Origin of the sequence: Mucilaginibacter sp. P25 (assembly GCF_050859465.1) — a bacterium.
In the GTDB taxonomy this organism is placed as follows: Bacteria; Bacteroidota; Bacteroidia; order Sphingobacteriales; family Sphingobacteriaceae; genus Mucilaginibacter; species Mucilaginibacter gossypii.
This window is the reverse complement of the sequence record NZ_CP193937.1, coordinates 2265294-2285403: the sequence shown is the minus strand read 5'-3', so window position 1 is coordinate 2285403 and position 20110 is coordinate 2265294. Positions and strand designations below refer to the sequence as shown.

At 43.5% G+C, this 20110-nt stretch carries 18 protein-coding genes; 4 read left to right on the top strand and 14 right to left on the bottom strand.

The annotated features are described in order from the left end of the window. Positions 1-75: 75 nt before the first annotated feature. From ACRQ5D_RS11970 to ACRQ5D_RS11905, 14 genes are all read right to left on the bottom strand, one after another. Positions 76-495, bottom strand: a complete 420-nt coding sequence (locus ACRQ5D_RS11970) for a hypothetical protein (RefSeq protein WP_432329052.1) — start codon at positions 493-495, stop codon at positions 76-78. Then, complete coding sequence (locus tag ACRQ5D_RS11965) at positions 479-1342, bottom strand: FAD-dependent oxidoreductase (RefSeq protein ID WP_432329051.1); 864 nt, start codon at positions 1340-1342, stop codon at positions 479-481. The genes ACRQ5D_RS11970 and ACRQ5D_RS11965 overlap by 17 nt, the downstream gene beginning before the upstream one ends. 10 nt (positions 1343-1352) lie before the next feature. Next, a complete protein-coding gene (locus tag ACRQ5D_RS11960; RefSeq protein WP_432329049.1) occupies positions 1353-1616 on the bottom strand; it encodes an OsmC family protein in 264 nt (87 codons plus the stop codon). A gap of 348 nt (positions 1617-1964) precedes the next feature. Further along, positions 1965-2150: a YgaP family membrane protein gene (locus ACRQ5D_RS11955; protein WP_091175555.1), complete on the bottom strand. Its 186-nt coding sequence runs from the start codon at positions 2148-2150 to the stop codon at positions 1965-1967. Positions 2151-2161: 11 nt separating this feature from the next. Beyond that, entirely contained in the window at positions 2162-2467 is a 306-nt protein-coding gene (locus ACRQ5D_RS11950; RefSeq protein WP_432329047.1) for a hypothetical protein, read from the bottom strand. Further along, positions 2464-3585, bottom strand: a complete 1122-nt coding sequence (locus tag ACRQ5D_RS11945) for an efflux RND transporter permease subunit (protein WP_431199699.1) — start codon at positions 3583-3585, stop codon at positions 2464-2466. The genes ACRQ5D_RS11950 and ACRQ5D_RS11945 overlap by 4 nt, the downstream gene beginning before the upstream one ends. Beyond that, positions 3528-5687, bottom strand: coding sequence for an efflux RND transporter permease subunit (locus ACRQ5D_RS11940; protein WP_431199698.1), 2160 nt, complete (start codon positions 5685-5687; stop codon positions 3528-3530). Before ACRQ5D_RS11940 ends, ACRQ5D_RS11945 begins: the two co-directional genes overlap by 58 nt. Before the next feature lie 4 nt (positions 5688-5691). After that, the gene (locus ACRQ5D_RS11935) at positions 5692-6636 is read right to left on the bottom strand and encodes an efflux RND transporter periplasmic adaptor subunit (protein WP_431199697.1); all 945 of its coding nucleotides are present in this window, start codon (positions 6634-6636) and stop codon (positions 5692-5694) included. Between the two features lie 174 nt (positions 6637-6810). Further along, positions 6811-8154 carry a TolC family protein gene (locus tag ACRQ5D_RS11930; protein WP_091175565.1) on the bottom strand — a complete coding sequence of 448 codons (1344 nt, stop codon included), beginning with the start codon at positions 8152-8154 and terminating at the stop codon, positions 6811-6813. A 448-nt stretch (positions 8155-8602) separates the two neighbouring features. Next, on the bottom strand, positions 8603-8971 hold the full coding sequence (locus tag ACRQ5D_RS11925) for a hypothetical protein (RefSeq protein ID WP_091175568.1): 369 nt from the start codon (positions 8969-8971) through the stop codon (positions 8603-8605). 298 nt (positions 8972-9269) lie between these two features. Continuing rightward, a complete protein-coding gene (locus tag ACRQ5D_RS11920) occupies positions 9270-10121 on the bottom strand; it encodes a SusD/RagB family nutrient-binding outer membrane lipoprotein (RefSeq protein ID WP_432329044.1) in 852 nt (283 codons plus the stop codon). Continuing rightward, positions 10096-10839 (bottom strand): SusD/RagB family nutrient-binding outer membrane lipoprotein, encoded by a 744-nt coding sequence (locus ACRQ5D_RS11915; RefSeq protein WP_432329042.1) that lies wholly within the window; start codon positions 10837-10839, stop codon positions 10096-10098. The genes ACRQ5D_RS11920 and ACRQ5D_RS11915 overlap by 26 nt, the downstream gene beginning before the upstream one ends. Positions 10840-10858: 19 nt before the next feature. Then, complete coding sequence (locus tag ACRQ5D_RS11910) at positions 10859-14149, bottom strand: SusC/RagA family TonB-linked outer membrane protein (RefSeq protein WP_432329041.1); 3291 nt, start codon at positions 14147-14149, stop codon at positions 10859-10861. A 62-nt stretch (positions 14150-14211) separates the two neighbouring features. Next, positions 14212-15393, bottom strand: coding sequence for an ROK family protein (locus tag ACRQ5D_RS11905; protein WP_091175577.1), 1182 nt, complete (start codon positions 15391-15393; stop codon positions 14212-14214). 115 nt (positions 15394-15508) lie between these two features. On the opposite strand from ACRQ5D_RS11905, the gene ACRQ5D_RS11900 reads away from it, so the two are divergent. The 4 genes from ACRQ5D_RS11900 to ACRQ5D_RS11885 all read left to right on the top strand — a co-directional run bounded on the left by ACRQ5D_RS11900 (position 15509) and on the right by ACRQ5D_RS11885 (position 20064). Then, the gene (locus ACRQ5D_RS11900) at positions 15509-16858 is read left to right on the top strand and encodes an alpha-L-fucosidase (protein WP_091175580.1); all 1350 of its coding nucleotides are present in this window, start codon (positions 15509-15511) and stop codon (positions 16856-16858) included. Positions 16859-17287: 429 nt separating this feature from the next. Continuing rightward, positions 17288-18472: an alginate lyase family protein gene (locus tag ACRQ5D_RS11895; RefSeq protein ID WP_091175583.1), complete on the top strand. Its 1185-nt coding sequence runs from the start codon at positions 17288-17290 to the stop codon at positions 18470-18472. 310 nt (positions 18473-18782) lie between these two features. Next, positions 18783-19850, top strand: a complete 1068-nt coding sequence (locus tag ACRQ5D_RS11890) for a cryptochrome/photolyase family protein (protein ID WP_431200777.1) — start codon at positions 18783-18785, stop codon at positions 19848-19850. Continuing rightward, a complete protein-coding gene (locus ACRQ5D_RS11885) occupies positions 19831-20064 on the top strand; it encodes a hypothetical protein (protein ID WP_432329038.1) in 234 nt (77 codons plus the stop codon). Before ACRQ5D_RS11890 ends, ACRQ5D_RS11885 begins: the two co-directional genes overlap by 20 nt. Positions 20065-20110: the final 46 nt, after the last annotated feature.

Here is a 20110-nt window from a genome sequence, read left to right as displayed (position 1 = left end):
TAACAAATGTTACATTCGATTTTCAACGACTGCCTTTTTAATATCTACTTCATAGTTAAAGGCATTATTATATCTTTATAGAACAGTATGATCCCCAATCATTTCACTTAATGCCAGCCCCCATTGCGGAATTTTCCCGCCCAGGGTATAATACATTTGCTTAAAGCCCATTTTCAGGGCGTAAGGTGTAATGCCCATCTCCAGGTGGCTTTCCTTACCGCCCCACCATTCATTGGTACGCATGTAAAAACCTTTTATGCCACCCATATCACCCATGCACAGCAGTTCAAATTCCATAGGTTCAATATCTCCCTTAATGGCGCCTAATTCTTTCGCTATAGCGTTAGCCAATACCTCGGCTTCCATGTGGCCCAGTGACCCGATCTTAGGAACGGTAATTGCAGCGGCGTCACCAACCGCGAAAATATTCTGATAATCGGGATTGCGCATATACAGATCGGTGACGACAAAACCCATATCATCGGTAAAAGGCAATTCCTTTAAAAAGGAATGTGCCTGCCAGTCGGGGAAAATGATAGATACCTCTGCTTCCTGTGACGAGACCATCGTTAAACTCGATACCGCCGTTATAAACCTTTTTGATACCATTTGTATTTGCTTGGTAATGGTAGCCCATTTTTGCCATCATGGGTAATAGCTGATGCAATATCGTTTCTCCTGCATCTTCCGCAATTACTTTTGCAGGAGTTGATAGATAAATTGTTTCGGCATTGCCTTTTTGATTTTTTTCCAACCAGTGTGCCAATGAAAATGCAAGTTCAACAGGCGGGCCTTCGCATGCAGTCATGGCTATAGGCAAGCCGGATGGCAGCTTCCAGCTCTTACCCTGGTGAAAAATATCAGAGGTGAGCGCTATAGGCCCCCCTTTGTATTCCTTATGCAGGTAATTTCTCAGCCGGTTACCCAAAAAAGCGTCCGTAACGCTATGTCCGTTCTCATTAAAACCGTCCACCGCATCGTAAGCCAGGCGGTTACCCAGCGCAACAACCAGGTAATCATACTTTATTTTTCTTACTGGGTGACCGGGCCGCTCGTTCGGCTGGTAAAATACGGTGTTGGTATCGGCATCAATAGTAGTAACCTCCGCCTGGATAAATTCACTTCCGTCATGTTCCAGGTACGACATGAATTTATATTGCAGGTCGATTGCCGGGTTGATATTGGCCAAAACCTGCATAGGGATATTGGGAACAAAGGTGAGCAATGCTTTACGATCAATGATGGTAATGTTCGCCTTGTCCTTTACAGCAGCATGAATATATCTGGCTGTTGTAAGCCCGGCAAAATTGCAGCCGAGGATAATGATATGAGGTTTTGACATACAAATTAATTTAAATGTTGAGAACTTTGATTAATGGGGTCATGATGATCTTTGACCTGACTGAATTGGAGATGAGACAGGCCGTTTCTGATTTTTGCAACACCCTTTCGGCTCTTTCCCTGTCTTTTTCATCAGCGATGGTTACCGTGGGCTCAAGAATAACCTCGGTCATCATGAATTTCCCGTCCACCTGTTCGAGTTTCCCTTTCGAATTGCAGCTGAAGCTCACAAATGAGAGTTTCGAATTTTCTGCAATGGCTAAGAAGGTGGTCATTAAACAGCTACTCACGGCGGCCGTGAACAAATGCTCGGGCGACCAGATCCCGGGAACCCCTTTCGGAAACTCGGGGGTGTCGCAACTTCAATGCAACTGCCGGCATCCCGGTTTAACTCGGGGGAACACATCATGCCTTTGCGTTCTGTATTCCAGTTAACTTCTACGTTATAATAATGTGCTTCCATCGGTTGTTTCCATTTTGTATTGATCAGAAAGCCAATTTACCTTTGTTATAATAAACAAATAATGACCGTCAATAGCCTCATTCATGATGTTCATCACTTATCGGATGATTAGCACTAACAGGGGACAGATTTGAACGATCCATTACAAACCATCCCGTTATCAATCTTTGACGCCTACTGCCTTTAAGATCAATTCCAAAGGACAAAACCTCGTAAAAGCGGACTGGACTAAATTAAGTCCGACAAAAACACCCAGCCATAACCACTGGATATTTATTGTGTAGGCCAATATGATACTGGTTAACACCATAGTGCCGGCAACGGCACGTACAATTCTTTCTTTCATGTTCTTTTAGGTTATAGAAATTTCTCTACCGGCATGATGAATGTCCTGATGGGGGAATTATTATCATGCGTTTTGTTATAAATTTTAATGAGTTCCATCCCCTGTTTCGCATTTGCCGACGGCGTAAACGTGAAGATCATCATTGACTCAACTTTTTCATCGCCGCTGGCAAACCAATCTTCCAAAAAATTAGTCCCTTTACCTTGCTTCTGTCCTATGATTTCGCTGGTACTAAAAACATCAATGTTTGCCTCTTTAAATATTTTTGAAATGTCGCCCAGACATTCTTTTAGACAGGTTACGACCAATAGTTTCATGACGCAGATTTTTTAGGATTAAGATGAGTTTTACGCATCATTTTGAAATATAATAAGGGCACCACGATCAGGGTTAGGAAGGTGGAAGTGATCGTACCGCCCATCAGCGAGATAGCAAGCCCCTGAAAGATCGGGTCGAACAGAATGATCACTGCGCCTAAGGCCACTGCGCCGGCTGTTAGTAATATAGGCGTAGTCCGTACCGCACCAGCTTCGATAATGGCTTGTTTGAGCGGGATGCCCTCATCCAGCCTGATATTGATAAAGTCGATCAGTAAGATAGAGTTACGCACCATCACACCGGCGAGGGCTATAAAACCAATCATGGAGGTTGCGGTAAAATAAGCGTGCAGCATCCAGTGGCCTAACACGATACCTATCAATGAAAGCGGTATCGCAGCAAGCATCACCAGCGGCACCGTAAAATTCTGAAACCAACCTACGATCAGGATATAGATCATGATGATTACTACGGCGAAAGCGATACCCAGGTCGCGAAATACTTCAAAAGTGATCTGCCATTCTCCATCCCATTTCAGGCTGTAATTATCCTCCAGTTCCGGCTGATGAGTGTATTCCTCTTTTAGCGAAAAGCCTTTGGGAACGGTCACCGACTTCAGGTGGTCAGAAATATCCGAAATAGCATAAGATGGACTTTCCAGGTCACCGGCCATATCACCCAGTACATAAACTACTTCTTTTTGATTTTTACGGTATATGCTTTTCGGTTTGGTCTGCCGCGTTACGGTAACCAGGTCCTTTACGGGTACTGCGTTCCCCTGCATCCCAATCACCTTTAGGTTCAGCACATCATCTATATTGCTCTTATCGGCGTCGCTCAACTGTAGCTTAATTGCGGTTTGGTTATAAGCAGCGGGCTGGGCTGTATTGCCAACCGGCATACCCGACAGCCCGGCGTTAACCGTTGCAGCTATTTGTGCCGTAGCGATACCATAACGCATTGCTTTTTCCTTATTCACTTCAATATGATATTCCGGCTGGTCGTCTTCGACCATCCAGTCCACGTCTACCACATTGGAGGTTTTATTCATTAAAGTTGTTACCTGCCTGGCCACTTTGATCTGCTCCTTATAATCAGGCCCGTAAATTTCAGCCACCAAGGTTGACAACACCGGCGGACCCGGGGAACTTCCACGATCTTCACATTGGCATTATATTTTTTGGCAATTTCCTGTATTGGACCACGCATTTCTTTGGCGATGTCGTGACTTTGGATGCTGCGGTCATTTTTATCAACCAGGTTAACCTGTATATCGGCAACATTGTCTCCCCGGCGCAGATCATAATGGCGCACCAACCCGTTGAAGCTGATCGGGGCAGAAGTGCCGATGTAGGTTTCATAATTCCTGACAAGTACTTGTCTGGATACATAGGATCCTATATCTTTTGCTACGGCCTGTGTCTTTTCGAGAGTGGTTCCTTCCGGCATATCAACCACTACCTGAAATTCATTCTTATTATCAAATGGCAGCATTTTAACGGCCACCGCCTTGGTGTAGAACATCGATAACGATGCGAACAGGATCACCACGATGCTTAGTATAAATGCCCAGCGTTTCCAGCGGGTTTCGAGTAAAGGCCGTATAAATGAGCGGTATATTTTATAGATGCGGGTTTCTTCCAGTAATTTTGGTTTGCTTTCTTCGTCAGCGATACCATGCTTCTCTTTCTCGCGTAAAAAGATGTAACCCAGGTAGGGGGTTAATGTCAAAGCAACTATCAGCGATAAGATCATAGCGATTGAGGCTCCTATAGGCATTGGGCTCATATAAGGCCCCATCATACCGGATACAAAAGCCATTGGCAATACAGCTGCAATTACAGTGAAGGTTGCCAGTATGGTAGGATTACCCACCTCGTTAATGGCATAGATGGCGGCCTGCAATGGCGGCAATTTTTTCATTTTAAAGTGCCGGTGCATATTTTCGGCGACGATAATAGAATCATCTACAACGATACCCGTAATAAACACCAAAGCGAACAAGGTAATTCGGTTAAGCGTGTAATGCATAAGGTAGTAGGCAAACAACGTAAGCGCGAAGGTTACCGGCACAGAAAGAAATACAACTAATCCACCTCGCCAGCCCATCGCCAGCATTACAAATACGGTTACCACCACGATGGCGATAAACAGGTGAAGCAGTAATTCCCCCACCTTGTCTGACGCGCTTTCGCCATAATTACGGGTGACGGTTAGATGCACATCATCAGGCAATAAACTTGCTTTTAAATGCTCCACCTTACCAAGGATCTGTTCAGACAATTTCATGGCATCCGCGCCTTTCTTTTTGGCGACAGATAGGGTGACAGCCGGGTAATTCGATTTAAAGGCTTGAACATTTTTAGTATCCGCTTTCCCATAACCAAACAGCACATACTGATTCGGCGTTTCCGCACCCTCATCAACTTTGGCTATCTGTTTCAGATAAACCGGCTGCTGCTGGTTAATACCTACCACCAAATTGCCAACATCATCTGATGAAGTGAGAAAATTCCCGGTTTCGACGGAAAAGGCAGTATCTTTTTGCAGCAGTGTGCCACCTGGTAATTGCATATTACTACCCTGAATTTGTTTGCTCAACGACAAAAAGTCCACATGGCTTTCGGCCATCTTACTTTTATCCAGCAATACTTTTACCTCGCGGTTACGGCCGCCGATGATATTGACATCAGATACATCGTTGATTTTCTTGATCTCGTTAGCCAACTCCTGTCCCATCTGTTTCAGCTGGTAATCGTCATATTTATCACTCCATAACGTTAACCCTAATACCGGCACATCATCAATGGCCCTGGTCTTGATCAATGGCAGCGTAACGCCTTGCGGCATTTTATCCATATTCTTCAATAGCTCGCTGTAAAGCTTTACTAATGAACGCTCCACATCTTCGCCCACGTTAAACTGCACGATCACCATGGCTTGTCCCTGCATAGAAGTTGAATAAACGTATTCTACGCCTTTGATATTCGAGATCATTTTTTCAATTGGTGCCGCAACTTTGGTTTCCACATCTTTGGGGGAGGCACCGGGGTACCCGATAAAAATATCGGCCATCGGTACCTGTATCTGTGGCTCTTCCTCGCGCGGAATTAAGAAGGTGCTGTAACCACCAATGAGTAAAAAGGCGATCATCAACAGTATGGTCAATTTCGACTGTATAAATGCCTTAGCAATATTTCCTGCAAATCCGTCTTTCATGTTCTTATTTTATTTTAACAGCTACACCGTTATACAATCTGCCTTCTGCGCTGACAATAAATTGCTCATTTGAAGCCATTCCGCTTAATACTTCTACCTGGTTACCCTGCGCTTTGCCCAGCCTTACCCAGCGAAGCAAGGCGGTATGGTTACTGCCAATGGTGTATAAGCCAGTTAATTGGTCCCTATATTCGATAGCCGATACCGGAACCATCAACTGACTACCAGTATTGTCGGTTTTTATTGGCGATGGTAACGGGATGGCCACATTGGCGTACATGCCGGCAAACAAGCCTTGCTTTTCGTTATCTGGGATATTTACTTTGATCATATACTGGCCGCCGCTGTTTTCAGAAGACTGGTTGATTTGCGTTATTTTGCCATTAATCACTTTATGAATCGCATCGACATTTATCGTTACCTGCGCATCTTTTTTTATTAGGCTGATCTCGCTTTCAGGCACAGTTGCGCTCACCTGGTAGCTCCCGCTTTGTTCAATGGTCAATAGTGGCATTCCGGGGGTGGCCATGCTACCGGCATCCATCATTTTCTGAGTTACGGTTCCTGAAAAAGGAGCGGTCAGGCTGGTGTAACTGAGCGTGGCGTTTACCTCATTACGTTGTTGTTTTGCTGCTTCCAATCGTGCTTTTGCCGAACTGTATTGCAGTGTAATATTGTCGAGTTCCTTAGCTGAAGCACTTTGCTGTTTATACAATGCGTTAAAGCGGTCATAGTCCTTTTGTGCGTTCTTAAAACCAGCTTCAGCTTCTGTTATCATCGCATCGGCCTGGGCCCGTTTCGCCAGGATATCGTCATTGCTGATAGTCGCCAGCGTTTGCCCTTTATTCACCCGGTCGCCCACTTTAACATTGATCTTCGTGATATAGCCCATGACCCTGGTGCTGATATTGGCTGTTTGACTGGCTTCTACTTGTCCGCTTACCGTCAATCCCTGGTTGGCATCGGCCGAAGGTTGGCTTACCGTAACAAAAATGGCGGTATCTGCACCGGCGTATGTGTCTTTTTTTCGTTGGAAGAACAGGAGCTAATAAGCAGCAAACCTATCGTTGCAAATAGCTGTAAAGTCCTGTTTTTATGGATCGGCAAGTTCATATCTGATGGTTTATTTGGTGGTCGTTGTTGTTAATAATGTGATATAGGCGTTAGTCACATCTGCAGTAAACCGCGCCTGTGCAAGCGAAAATTTCAATTGGGACAACTGCGTATCTGAAGTCAATATATCTGTGGTATTGACCAGCCCTTGCTGGTAACGGTTCTGTAAGATTCTCAGGGCCTCGGCTGCCTGTTCTATCGCGGCCTGGTCCTGGCCCATTTCAAATTGTGCATCGGACAGGTCGCGGTAAGCTTTGTCAAGCTCCAATTGGCTCTGGTCTTTTTGCTGAGCTAACTGCATGGTAAGTTTGTCACGCTCCAGTTTTTGTGCGGCAATAACATGTTTGGTCTTATTCCCGTTAAAAACGTTCCACGATAACTGTATACCGACCAGGTAAGCTTTAGCACCGAACCCGGTTAAACGGCTGTCGTTATACTGGTAATTGCCAAAGGCATTCAGCTTTGGCAGGTAACTCATCTGGCTCGATTTGATCATCAGGCCGGATGCATCAATTGCTTTCTGCATGGCCATAAAGTCTGACCGGTTAGCGAATATCTTTTGCGTGCTGTCGATAACTGACAAGTTTGTTTGCGGCTCATCAGCGATGCTGTAAATTTTCCCGGTCGGCTGCCCCATTAACAGGCTGAGGTAATCAGAAGCGTTAAGGATACTGCTTCTTGCTTTTGCCAGGTTACTTTCAACCGAGGTTACATGCACTTGGGCATTCAATAAGTCCGACTTTTGGATCAACCCTTGTTTAAAGTGATTTTCGGTGAAGGTATATACAGACTTTGCTGTTTGTCTTGCTTCCGTCAAAACTTTCTCCGCCTGGTAGGCCAGTTGCAGCTGCAAAAACGCTTTCGTGATTTCGAAAGTAGTGTACTCCTGGGTGCGCTGTGTCTTATACCGGTAAATTTCGGTTTGTTTTTCAGCACCTTTACGCATGTATAGCATATCAATGTTGAGCAGGGGTTGTTTGACCTCCACTTGTGCCATATAATCTGGTGTTGCAGAAGGATGGTTTAAAAAAGCAGGATTAAAATCGTTTTGAGTAATGCTGCGCTGCTGCAGTTTAAAACCAAAAGCGCTGAGCGGATTGTTTGTGCTCATAGCTGTATAAGAGAGATCAACCTGCGGCAGAAAGATCGCCTGGGTCTGGTTGAAATTTGACTCCGCAATACGCTCGTCCAGACCAGCCACTCGAATAGCTTTGTTATTGGCTAAAGCTGCCAAAATGGCTTCATTCAGGCTTAGCTTTTGGTGGATGTCCTGCGCTTGCGCTATTGCGAGGAAGCCTGGTATTCCTATATAGAGCATCAGTGCCCATTTGATCAATTGCTTTATTTTGTTCATCAATTTAGTTTTTAACAAAAGTAGTTTCAGCAAAAAAGTTAAACGGTAACATTTGTTACCTACGCTGCCAGGTACAAGTATTTACGTCCCAGCGGACTCTCATCTCGTTTTGACCGGTAATGCTAAATCAAAAAATAGGATTGGAAATAGCATTCACCCTGGTGTACTCATTCTCTCCAGCATCTGGCAAAAACCAATGATTTAGTTAATCTGATTATAAAGTTCAGGGAGATTAACTATTAAATAAATGCTCATTATCAGGAATTAAGATGATTTTTGTCTTTAGTTGAACTATGGACGTTAGGATTGAGGCAGGGTGGTATAAAGCTGTGTAGCGCTCATCTGCCATCCGATTGCTGTCAAAACGAGGCAATATACCCTGCATGCTGGCTGTGATCATACTGAGCTACTGATCGGGATGATTATAATACAGCAGGATGACCGTTTTTTACAACAAGTTATACAGGTTATGGGCATCGGTTTTATCCCGTTGAAATTCATGTTCACTAATTTGAGTGTTAGGAACAACAAAACCATTCACCCTATCCACAACGAATTCCGGAAACCAGCCATCAGGAATCGAAACATTAATACATCCGTTCTTTGCCACCGACATCCCGCTCGTACCTGAAACTTCATGGGTCAGCCGCGGCCTATTGAGCCAGACATCTGCCCCTTGTTTAAGCAGTCGTGATAAACGCAATTCATAACCGGCTAAAATCGCGCAGTTTGGGTAATACTTACCTAAGTTTACGATCTTATCAAAACTGGCTATTGCCTCATAATCGAAGGGATAGGGTTTTCCTGCCCATATCATTTGAATCGGTATTTTGTTGTCGGTCAGCGGTTGCCATCAATTCGTATCAAAAGGAAAGCGATGGGGGAGTAAATTAAAGTTTTATCTTACCCACCGAATAGCCGCCTTAAGAACCAATGCGGGCTATTCACATCGCTCCACAATTCTGAAAGTCAGATAGAGTGTTTATTGATGATTACTATCCGGGCGGGGCACATGATTTGCTTTTGCACGTATCGCGCATAGAAAAAAATATTTATACATAAAAAAAGCCGCCCACAAACGCGGGCGGCTCCTCAATCAACTATTATCTGGCATCTCATTTCACATCCCAGAAGATCTTTGTTGTACGGGTATCTTTTGCCTTTACATCATTATAATGACTGTTAAAGCCAGTTTCGATACTTGGATATACTAACCGGGTTGGCGGCGTAGTATAGTTAGAAAGTTTACCTGTAGTTGGGAAATTCAATACCGGATATTTTGTACGCCTGTATTCGCTCCAGGCCTGGGTGCCTTGCATAAAGCCGAAATGCGCCCATTTCTGTGTCCATATTTTTGCCAGTTTTTGGGTTTGTGTACCTGTATAAGATACTGAAGCCGAACTTAATAAAGTGGAAATATCAGCTGCGTTTAAAGTTGGTTTACTACCGGTGCCCAAGCTGTTCAAATAAAAATAATAGTAAACAGACTGGCTAACCGCAGTTTCGTATGCTGCTTTAGCATCACCACCACCCCAACGCTCAAAAGCCTCAGCTTTCAGGAAGTTAACCTCAGGTGCGGTTATTACGATACCCGGAAGTTTGTTATTGGTTAAGAAAGTGGTTGAATCAACTACCGAATATTTTGCAGCTTCAGAAGATGCCTGTTCGCTTGTAAAAGTTACCGGCATAGCCTGGTAGGTTTTATTACCGTTTTTATCGTACAATACTGGGATCCTTGGATCATTAGCCGGTAACAATACGGTATTTAACAGGTAATCTGGCGCATAGTTACTGCCACCTTCGGTAAGCGCATTTTGCAACGATCCAGTGTAAGTAGTTAACGGTGTTAGTAAAACGTCGGTAGCTGCCGGGCTGTAAGCCGCAGTATTACCTCCATCAATCAATGGATATGATGTTGGATCAGCCAGCATTTTGGCTACCTCAGCTTTTGAACCAGCTCTCGTCATAAAAAGACATACGCATCAGCATACGCAAACGGATGGAGTTAGCATACCTCCTCCATTTATCAACACTGCCACCTAACAAGATATCCTGTTGTGTAAATGCTTTGCTTGACTGGCCAGATAAAGTAGCAGTTTTAAAATATGTTGAAGCAGCTTCCAAACCAGCGATGAAGCTTTTGTAAAGCGCTATCTGGTCATCAAATTTAGGGTTTTTCACAGCAGCGCTTGTTTCAAGGCTTCCTGCCTCGCTGAATGGGATATCACCCCAGCAATCAACCATTTCTGATGCCTGATCATATAAAACCACCCGGGCAGCATTCATGATCACATCATTATTTGCCTTATCTGTAGCCGACATTTGGTTGTAGGTAACTTCCATGGTGCGGTATAAAGCCATTACACCATTGGCCGAACCATTTGGATGATAAAAATCCTCCCAGCGGTTACCCATATAGCCATCATTAGGCTGATAAACGGTATTGGTATTAGGCAGGAAACAGGTTTGTGAAAAATCAGCTGTAGCAGTTAGTACAAACGTTCTGTAGTGCCAGTATTCGGCCCTTACCCTGGTATTATTTAACATCCCGGTAAACATGTACGGGATAGTTACAACAGCCGTTTTTTCCGGGTTGTTAAATTTTTCGTCGATGCTTTTTTTGCAGCTTCCCAATGATAAAGCAAGCAAAAACGCGTATCCTATATGTTTAAAATTCTTTTTCATAATTTAATGACTTGTGCTATTAAAAGTTCGCGTTTAATGAGAATCCAAAGCTTCTTGTAGCTGGTGATGAACCTTCATCAACACCTTGCCTGTACCACTTGTCGCCAATCGGAGCTTCAGGATCAAGGTTTTTAAGCGTGCGGTATACATACAATAAGTTTCTTCCTACTAAAGAGAACCTTAAATTATTAAGGTGCAGTGCTTTGTTCACGCTTGCAGGCAATCTGTATCCCAACACAACTTCGCGCAATTTCACATAGTTGTTTTTAAATACTGCATTCTCGTTTACAGAGTTTTCACCCCAGTCATAAGTATTCAGGTAGTATGAAGCAGCGTCAACAATCGTAGTGTTTTTCTCTCCGTTTTCATTTACACCCGGTAATATAACACCGTCGTTATAGGTTTTGCCACCGTTTGGAGCAGTTCCTAAATGTTTACCGCCATTGCCATCAATGTAATAAGCTAAACCGCCATGAGCAGCATCACGATACTGTAAAGTACTTTCGTACATACCTGCAGCAGTACCATATTTTAATGGGTTTGACACCATTTTACCGCCAAAACGGTAATCAACCAATACATCAAGAGAGAAACCTTTGTAATTGAAAGTGTTGGCAATACCACCTACAATTTTAGGCTGTATATTACCTACGTTCACATATTTCGATTTATCAATAGTGTATAAACCATCACTGTTTACAATCTTGTTACCATTAGCGTCTTTGGCTATCGGGTAAACCAATATATTACCTATAGGTTGGTTTGGCTGGGCAACAACCAATAATGCAGATTGATCGCCTGTGTAGAAGGTAAGCCTATCAAAACCTGGTGCGAGGTTATTTACTTTAGAGTGGTTAATAGCAAAGTTTAAACGCACATCCCAGTTAAATTTCCCGGTTATCGGTTTACCGCTGAAACCAACTTCCAAACCATCGCTGTGTAAGGTTGCAGCATTGGCTAATAAGCTCGAAGCACCTGTTGTTGGCGCAACGTTAAGCGCCATAATTACATTTTTAACCTGGTTGTTGTAGTAAGTGAAATCCAAACCTAAGCGGTCTTTCAGGAAACGAGCCTCCAGGCCATATTCCTGTTCGTATTTCATCTCTGGTTTTAACTGCAGGTTACCATAAGTAGCATCAAAAGTAAGCTGCGTTACTGAACCATTTTGTGTTTGTAATGATGATTGGTTATACAACACGTTAGGAACATATCTTGGTGCTTTGTTACCAACCACACCATATGAAGCCCTTAATTTTCCATAGCTGATAAACTCAGGCATTTTAAATGCGTCTGTAAATATGAAGCCCGCATTTACCGATGGATAAAAATAGGTATTGTTTTGTGTTGGAAGTGTTGAAGCCGACTCATTACGTGCGGTACCTTCTAAAAACAAATAGTTTTTGTAATTAAAGTTCAAGATTCCGAAAAATGCCTGGCTTTTCAGGTAACCACGGGTTGCACTTGTATTTGGCACACCGTATGAGTTAGAGATAGAAAAGAAATTTTCGGTAACCAAACCACCATTAGTACCAGAAGATTGGTCACGGTAAGTTTCGCTGCGTGAAGTATAACCACCACTAACAGACATGCTCAGGTCTTTGGTCAATTTTGGCGAATAGGTTAACAATAAGTCACCGTAAGTAACAGAATACTGACCCTTGGTAACACCGTAATAACCTGTGCTTGATGAACCGTTAAATGCAGTAGGATACTCATTATATTGTTGTGACTCAGTATTGCGGCCGGTATAATCACTGCCGATACGGCCTCTGAACTTCACATTTTTAAGCACATCCCAGTTTAAAGTAGCGCTGGTGATTAAACGGTTTTCGGTTTCATCCTCACTGTTCTTTAACTGTGTCCAGAAAAAGTCCATAATATCCGCACCGCTCATATTGTATTTAAAAGCCTCAGCCGGGTTTCTGGCAGCGTTACCAAGCGTTACGTATTTATAACCTAATGATGTCTGATAGTTATCCAGCAACACATCTGCTTTTTCCGAACGGTTTAAGAAGCCACCAAAGTTGGCTAAAACACGGCCTAACTGATACGGACGGTTATGAGTTAAGGTATTTACATAGCTCGCAACGATATCCGCGCTAATTTTATTACTTAACTTAACAGTAGTGTTTAAGTTAAATGAGTTTTTTTGTTGTTTTTGACCACGCTGTATACCGGTATAATCCAAACGGGTTGCCGACAAACGGTAATTAACGTTGTCTGTTTGGTTTGATATAGCGATGTTGGCGTTTGAGCTATAGCCTGTTTGAAATAGATCTTTGTAGTTATTTGGCTGCGGAGTGTAATCCCTGATCTCGCCATCCCACCACCTGATCTTCTGGCCTTCCATTTTAGGGCCAAATTGCGCGTATGAGCTAAAACGTGGTCTGTATCCTGATGGTGAATTAGCATCGGCTAACCAGCCATCTTCGGTAAAACCACCTGCAAGGTTGGTAGCACGGTCATAACCAGGACCGTAAACGTTTTGAAAATTTGGAGTGAAAGCCACTTGCTCTGCAGTACCTACATAGTTGAAATCAACACCAAGGCCTCTTGATTTTGAACCTTTTTTAGTGGTGATCACGATAGCACCGCTCATAGCATCAGATCCGTAAAGCGCTGTAGCACTCGCGCCTTTTAATACGGTAAGCGTTTCGATATCCTGTGGGTTGATATCCAGGATACCGTTACCCCTGATCCGCTGATCAGACCAGTATCCGTCATTATTTGAACCACCGGCACCTGCCTCGCTGTTATTGCGGATAATAACACCGTCTACAACATACAGGGGTTGAGTGTTGTAGTTAAGTGAGTTGATACCGCGGATCTGCACGTTTACAGCGCTGCTTGAACCACCTGGAGCAGTAGTGATCTTAACACCAGGAGCTTTGCCGTACAATGCCGAAGCAAAGTTAGTATTACCGGCCTCTGTTAATTGCTTCGCTGTAATGGTGGTAGTAGCATAACCCAAGGATTTTTCCTGGCGTTTGATACCAAATGAGGTAACTACCACTTCATTTAATTCGCCTTTACCTGCAGCCAGAGTTACGTTGATCACAGCATTGTCGCCCACGGTAACTTCTTTTGGTGTATAGCCTACAGATGAAAATTTAAGCACTGCACCCTTAGCCACTTTAATGCTGTACGCACCGTTTATGTTGGTTTGTACACCGGTTGTTGTACCCACAACTAACACGGTTACACCCGGTAAAGGCCCGGCGTCATCGCGCACCACTCCCGTAACATTGGTTTGGGCAAATAAATTTGCCGAGATAAAAAGGGGCAGTAGCAGGACCACCCACCTTTTCAAGTTTAGATAAAATTGTTGCATGAAAATTGATTAATTGAGTTAAAAAAAGACCTTGAATATGTTTATGTAGGCTCGGAAATATTGGCCTGCGGATTAAGTTTATATAGATTTTCAATCACCGTGGTTACGCCTCCTAACAGTTGCGCGTTATTGCCCAGGTTTGAAACCGCCAATTGGGTGTAGGTGGTTAAGTGGGGAATGCAGTGCTCGTTCATGGCCTGCTGAATGGGGCTGAGCCATAATTTACCGATAACGCTCCCCTTTCCGCTTAAAATGATACTTTCGGGATTCATTAAATGCAGCAATATGGCCAAGCCCTGACCAATAAAATAAGCTGCCTCGGCAATGATTTTTATTGCAAAGGCATCACCTTTAAGTGCTTCATCAATGATATTATCTGCCGATACGGTATCGTATTTTAGGAGGCTGCTAACCTGCCCCTGTTTCAGGCCTTCAGCAGCTTTAGCTTCAATAGCCAGCAAAGAAGCTTCTGTTTCCAGGCAGCCCTGCTTACCGCATGAGCATAGCTTTCCGTTTTTATGAAGCGGCAAATGGCTAAACTCTCCCGCAAAACCGCTGTGTCCTTTAAATATCTCTTTATTGATAATCATCCCCAAACCAACACCCCAGCCCAGGTTAATGATCATGGAGTTATTACGGGCAATGGGAAGTCCAAATTTTTGCTCAGCCAAAGCTATGGCTGTCGAGTCATTTTCAATAAATACAGGTAGTCCGGCGTGTTTGGCAATGTAGGTTACCAATGTTTCGTCCGGGACTTTAAGAAAGCTCAGGTTATTACCCAAAAACGCGTCAATAAATCCAGGCATGGTAATCCCTATAGCTAAAAACTTATCTTGGGCTAATCCTGAATTAACAACTACAGCCTTGATACAGGCTATCAATGAATGGATAGCATCCTTGTTATCGCCCAGTTTTAATTCAAACTCCTGCACCTCTCCCACAAACTCATTATTCATATTGACAATTACAATTCTTGTCAAAAACTGGTTCATAGCTACCGAAATGATAAAACCGGTATCAGCTATCAATGAATAAGTTGCGGGCTTTCTGCCTCCGCTTGAGGCCCTTATACCTACTTCCTTTACAATATCTAACTTCATCAAGTCGGCTATCCCTTTGGTCACATAAGGAATGCTTCGGCCAGTATAAATACTCAGGTCGTTAAGGGAAGCTGTTTTACTGTAATAAAGTCCTTTAATAAGGTCAATATGCTTAAGAAACATGTAGCAGGGGTTTATATCTGCATATTTAAATAAATTAATTTAATAACAAAAGAAAACTTTTTATTTTTTTAAAAAGTATGATATAGATTTATAAAATCAATAATTACTTTTGAAAATGAGAAGAAATCTATCACACCTTTTCATGGTATTTTATACCATGCTATACACCGGTTACGCACAAGCGCAACACCGTGTAAATCCTGATGAGATCAAAGAAAAAATGCAATGGTTTGCCAATGGTAAGCTGGGCATATTTATTCATTATGGCATTTATTCTGTAAAGGGGATAGATGAAAGCTGGAGTTTTCATAACAAAAAGATCAGCTACCCGGATTATATGAACCAGCTAAAAGGCTTTACGGCAAATCAATACAAACCGGATGAGCTGGCAGAGCTGATTAAAGAAAGCGGTGCCCGCTATGCGGTAATGACTACTAAGCACCATGATGGTGTAGCTTTATGGAACAGCAAATATGGCTCGCTGAATGTGGTGAAAAAGACACCTGCCAAAAAAGATTTGTTAAAACCATTATATGATGCCCTGCGTGCGCGTGGTATAAAAGCAGGAGCATACTTTTCACTTATTGATTGGAGCCATGCAGACTATCCCGGCTTTTTGAAAGACAGCAGCCGGTACAAGGTTGATGCGCAGCCGGCAAAATGGGCCAAATATTTAACCTTTATGAACGGTCAGCTGGATGAACTGGCCAAACAATACAACCCCGATCTTTGGTGGTTTGATGGTGATTGGGAACACAGCGCCGATGAATGGAAAGCATCAGCCATCAGACAAAAACTGTTAAGCTACAATCCCAACGCGATCATAAACGGGCGCCTGCAGGGATTCGGTGATTATGATACCCCTGAGCAAAACTTCCCGGTATCACGGCCTAATTACAAATGGTGGGAACTTTGCATGACTATCAATGACAACTGGGGCTATCAACCACAGGACACGAATTTTAAAACCCCTTATGAGATCATCAGCATTTTTACTGATGCCGTAAGCTACGGTGGAAATTTACTACTGGATATTGGCCCTAAGGGCGATGGCAGTATCCCTTCGCAAGAAGTGAACATGCTTAAAGAACTGGGTGCATGGAACAAGAAAAACGGCGAAGGTGTTTTTAATACGGTAGCCGGTATGCCACAAGGGCATTACTATGGTGCAAGTACCCTGTCAAAAGACTCAACAACTGTATACTTGTTTGTTCCGGCTAAAACAAGCGCACCGGTATTGGTGAAAGGTTTAAAAAACAGCATCAAAAAAATAACCGTTCTCGGCAGCGAAACACCGTTAAACTATAAAATCGTCGGCAAAATTTCATGGAGTGCGGTACCGGGCTTATTGTATATCCCAATTCCCGAAAGCCAGCAGGATAAATACATGTCGGTAATAAAAATTGAGCTTAACGGCAAGCTTGACCTTTATCGTGGCAAAGGAGGATTTCTCACCAATGAATAACGGGAAAGCTAAAGGCTGGAGGCCGATAGCTATACTGCCAGCACAACTCCTACTTTCATGATATCAGTTTACCAAAGCCTGCAATCAATTGCAGGCTTTGGTTTTTATGTTGATCTCTACTCTTAATCGGGCTCCAACCCGCCATTTATTATGCGGATAAACCGTATCAGGGAAAAAAATTTAATTTTTTTCCCATTAAAACAGCTCCCCCAATCACGAAGTACTATTGCGAATCAAGCGTATCGAAATAATTACATCTTGCTTTTAATCAATACTTTACAATAATTTTGTTTCATCAAACCAATTATCTGGCATCTTCTTAAAACAACGGTATAACCTAATTCAAGGCAATAGCGCGCCTCGGTAACGTTAAGCTCTTTGTTTTATAAGCTATGCCGGTGAAACCAATTGCAAACTAAAAACCAATTTATGAACAACAAACCAAAAACTACCTTTGCAACTCTATTGGGCCTGGCCCTTTTTGTGGCGTTATTTTTTACTTATTGCACTAAAAAACAAGTCTCGCCGGCGGCGGCAAGCAATGATGCTACCGCACGGGCATTAAAAACCCAGGCTACCGGCTTTACCCATCCCGGCATCCTCAACACGAAGCAAACGCTTGATTATGTGGGGCAGCAAGCCAATTCAAATGATGCCAACCGGCTTGCGGCTTACCAGTTTGTACTAAACTATTGCAACAACCACAGCCCCAGCGGCGCCTACAAAGCCACTGTACAGGTTGCCGGCGGAGTTACCACACCCGATGAAATTGCTTTTAAAGGCGATGCCCTGCTGAGCTATGCCCTGGCGCTGCGCTGGGCTAAAACCGGTAACGCGGCATATGCTACTACTGTAAAACAAATACTCGATGGCTGGGCCAATAGTTTTCAGAATTTCAGCGTAACCGGCTCACAACCAAACCAGGCTTCGCTTGAGGCTTCGTGGGCTGCGCCTACCTTCGCCGCGGCTGCCGAAATTATCAAATACTATATTCCGGCCGGTGGTGTTGGCGGCGGCTGGACCACGGCCGAAAACACCCAGTTTGTAAACTTTCTGAACAACATGAAAGATAATTACATCAATAACGTGCCCAACTTTAACAACAACTGGAACGTATCTGCCGGATATGCAAAAATGGCTATCGGTGTGTTTGAAGATAGCCAAACTGTATACCAAAACGGCATTACTGTTGTAAAAACTGTATTGCCCAATGTAATTGCATCAGATGGCTCGATGGACGGCGAGATCTGCGGCTCGCACAATGATTATGTGCATTACCAGTACTCTCTTACCGGTTTAAGCTATGCGGCAAACATCGCAGGTATACAGGGGGATTTGTCAATTTACTCGGCCAGCAGCAGTCGCCTGTTAACCGGGTTTAATTACCAATACAAGCTGATGCACGGCACCGTGTCGCCGCCATGCTCACCTAACGGTAATGTAAACAACCCTATCTGGCCGGGAATTGAAGTGGCTAATCGTCATTACGGCACTACCGAAACCAGTTACATCGCCAGCAATTATGTATGCGACAGTAACGGCCTGCCCAATGGCGATATCGGTTTTCTATGCTGGACAAACTATACGCATAACAACGTGCCAACTACTTTTTAACAAAGTATTCGCTTAATAAAAATTCTATCCCGGCTGCTCCGTTTATGACTGACCTCATTTAACGGAGCGGCTTTTTAGCGACGAATTCAAAAAGAGCTTACAAGAATATCAAGGCATTATAAAAATGAATAATGACAATTTGAAACATATTTGGCCTTGTACCTATTATCCATTAGATGCAACAGAACAGCATAACACTTATATTCCCACATCAGTTATTCAAACACAATCCCCAGATAACCCAATTAAGACCGGCTTATTTGGTGGAGGAAATACTGTTTTTCAATCAATATAGTTTTAATAAAAAAAGCTGGTACTTCACCGGGCGTCGATGAAGTTTTATGCGCATCATCTTGCCAGCCAAAATATTGCGGTTAACTATATTGGTGCTCAGGATCCACTTGCCGATGTTCGCCGGCTGATTACTTCATTAGCCAAAAAGGGCATCAAAAACATTTATTACACCGATACCGCCGATAACTGGCTCGAAAGCAGATTAAACAAGGCCTGTGTTGAGAATGAGATCCAGCTCATCAAACATCGAAGTCCCAATTTTCTTAATAGTCCTCACGAGGTTGCCGATTTCTTTGACAAAAAGAAAACCTACTTCCAAACCGATTTTTACATAAGCCAGCGCCGACAGCGAAATATTTTGCTCGAACCAGATGGAACACCCATTGGTGGTAAATGGACCTATGATAGTGAAAACCGGCTCAGGTTTCCGAAGAATGAGGTAGTGCCTCTGCTGAACATATCGCCGGAAAACGATTATCTGAAAGAAGCCCGGCTGTATGTAGATACCCATTTCGCCGATAATTATGGTAACACCACATCGCCGTTTGGCAACCTGGGCGGTTTTTATCCAACTACCCATGAGGAAGCAGAGCACTGGCTGGATGATTTCTTGCAACAACGCTTTCGGGATTTTGGTATTTACGAAGATGCTATGGTGGCAAACGAAAGTTTTTTATATCATTCGGTGCTAAGCCCTACGCTCAACATTGGCCTGCTTAATCCGCAACAGGTTATTGATAAAGCCCTTGATGTGGCCGCAGATATGGATATTCCGCTAAACTCTTTAGAAGGATTTGTAAGGCAGATAATGGGCTGGCGCGAATTTATCCATATTGTATATGAGCGCGAAGGAACCAGGCAGCGCACTAAAAACTACTGGGGATTTAAACGCCGCATTCCTCATTCGTTTTGGAAAGGCAATACAGGCATTCACCCCGTCGACGTTGTGATAAAAAAGGTGCTGGCTACCGGGTATACCCATCACATTGAGCGCCTGATGGTGATGGGTAATTTTTTTGCTGTGCGAATTTCATCCCGACGATGTGTATCAGTGGTTTATGGAAATGTATATAGATGCCTATGATTGGGTTATGGTGCCCAATACCTACGGTATGACCCAATTTGCCGATGGCGGTCTTATGATGACCAAGCCCTACATCAGCGGCAGCAACTATTTGCTAAAAATGGGCGACTGGAAAAAGGCGATTGGCAAGATACCTGGGATGGCCTGTTTTGGCGTTTCATTCATGTACACCGCAATTTCTTTTCACAAAACCCGCGTTTGGGCATGCTGGTGAAAACTTTTGATAAAATGCCCGCCGAAAAACGAAGAATACATTTAAA

What these genes read in the sequence shown, in the direction of transcription:
- ACRQ5D_RS11965 (WP_432329051.1), bottom strand. Translation starts at nt 1,342, where the DNA reads ATGTCAAAACCTCATATCATTATCCTCGGCTGCAATTTTGCCGGGCTT.
- ACRQ5D_RS11960 (WP_432329049.1), bottom strand. Translation starts at nt 1,616, where the DNA reads ATGACCACCTTCTTAGCCATTGCAGAAAATTCGAAACTCTCATTTGTG.
- ACRQ5D_RS11955 (WP_091175555.1), bottom strand. Translation starts at nt 2,150, where the DNA reads ATGAAAGAAAGAATTGTACGTGCCGTTGCCGGCACTATGGTGTTAACC.
- ACRQ5D_RS11950 (WP_432329047.1), bottom strand. Translation starts at nt 2,467, where the DNA reads ATGAAACTATTGGTCGTAACCTGTCTAAAAGAATGTCTGGGCGACATT.
- ACRQ5D_RS11940 (WP_431199698.1), bottom strand. Translation starts at nt 5,687, where the DNA reads ATGAAAGACGGATTTGCAGGAAATATTGCTAAGGCATTTATACAGTCG.
- ACRQ5D_RS11930 (WP_091175565.1), bottom strand. Translation starts at nt 8,154, where the DNA reads ATGAACAAAATAAAGCAATTGATCAAATGGGCACTGATGCTCTATATA.
- ACRQ5D_RS11925 (WP_091175568.1), bottom strand. Translation starts at nt 8,971, where the DNA reads ATGATATGGGCAGGAAAACCCTATCCCTTCGATTATGAGGCAATAGCC.
- ACRQ5D_RS11920 (WP_432329044.1), bottom strand. Translation starts at nt 10,121, where the DNA reads ATGACGAGAGCTGGTTCAAAAGCTGAGGTAGCCAAAATGCTGGCTGAT.
- ACRQ5D_RS11915 (WP_432329042.1), bottom strand. Translation starts at nt 10,839, where the DNA reads ATGAAAAAGAATTTTAAACATATAGGATACGCGTTTTTGCTTGCTTTA.
- ACRQ5D_RS11905 (WP_091175577.1), bottom strand. Translation starts at nt 15,393, where the DNA reads ATGTTTCTTAAGCATATTGACCTTATTAAAGGACTTTATTACAGTAAA.
- ACRQ5D_RS11900 (WP_091175580.1), top strand. Translation starts at nt 15,509, where the DNA reads ATGAGAAGAAATCTATCACACCTTTTCATGGTATTTTATACCATGCTA.
- ACRQ5D_RS11895 (WP_091175583.1), top strand. Translation starts at nt 17,288, where the DNA reads ATGAACAACAAACCAAAAACTACCTTTGCAACTCTATTGGGCCTGGCC.
- ACRQ5D_RS11885 (WP_432329038.1), top strand. Translation starts at nt 19,831, where the DNA reads ATGTATATAGATGCCTATGATTGGGTTATGGTGCCCAATACCTACGGT.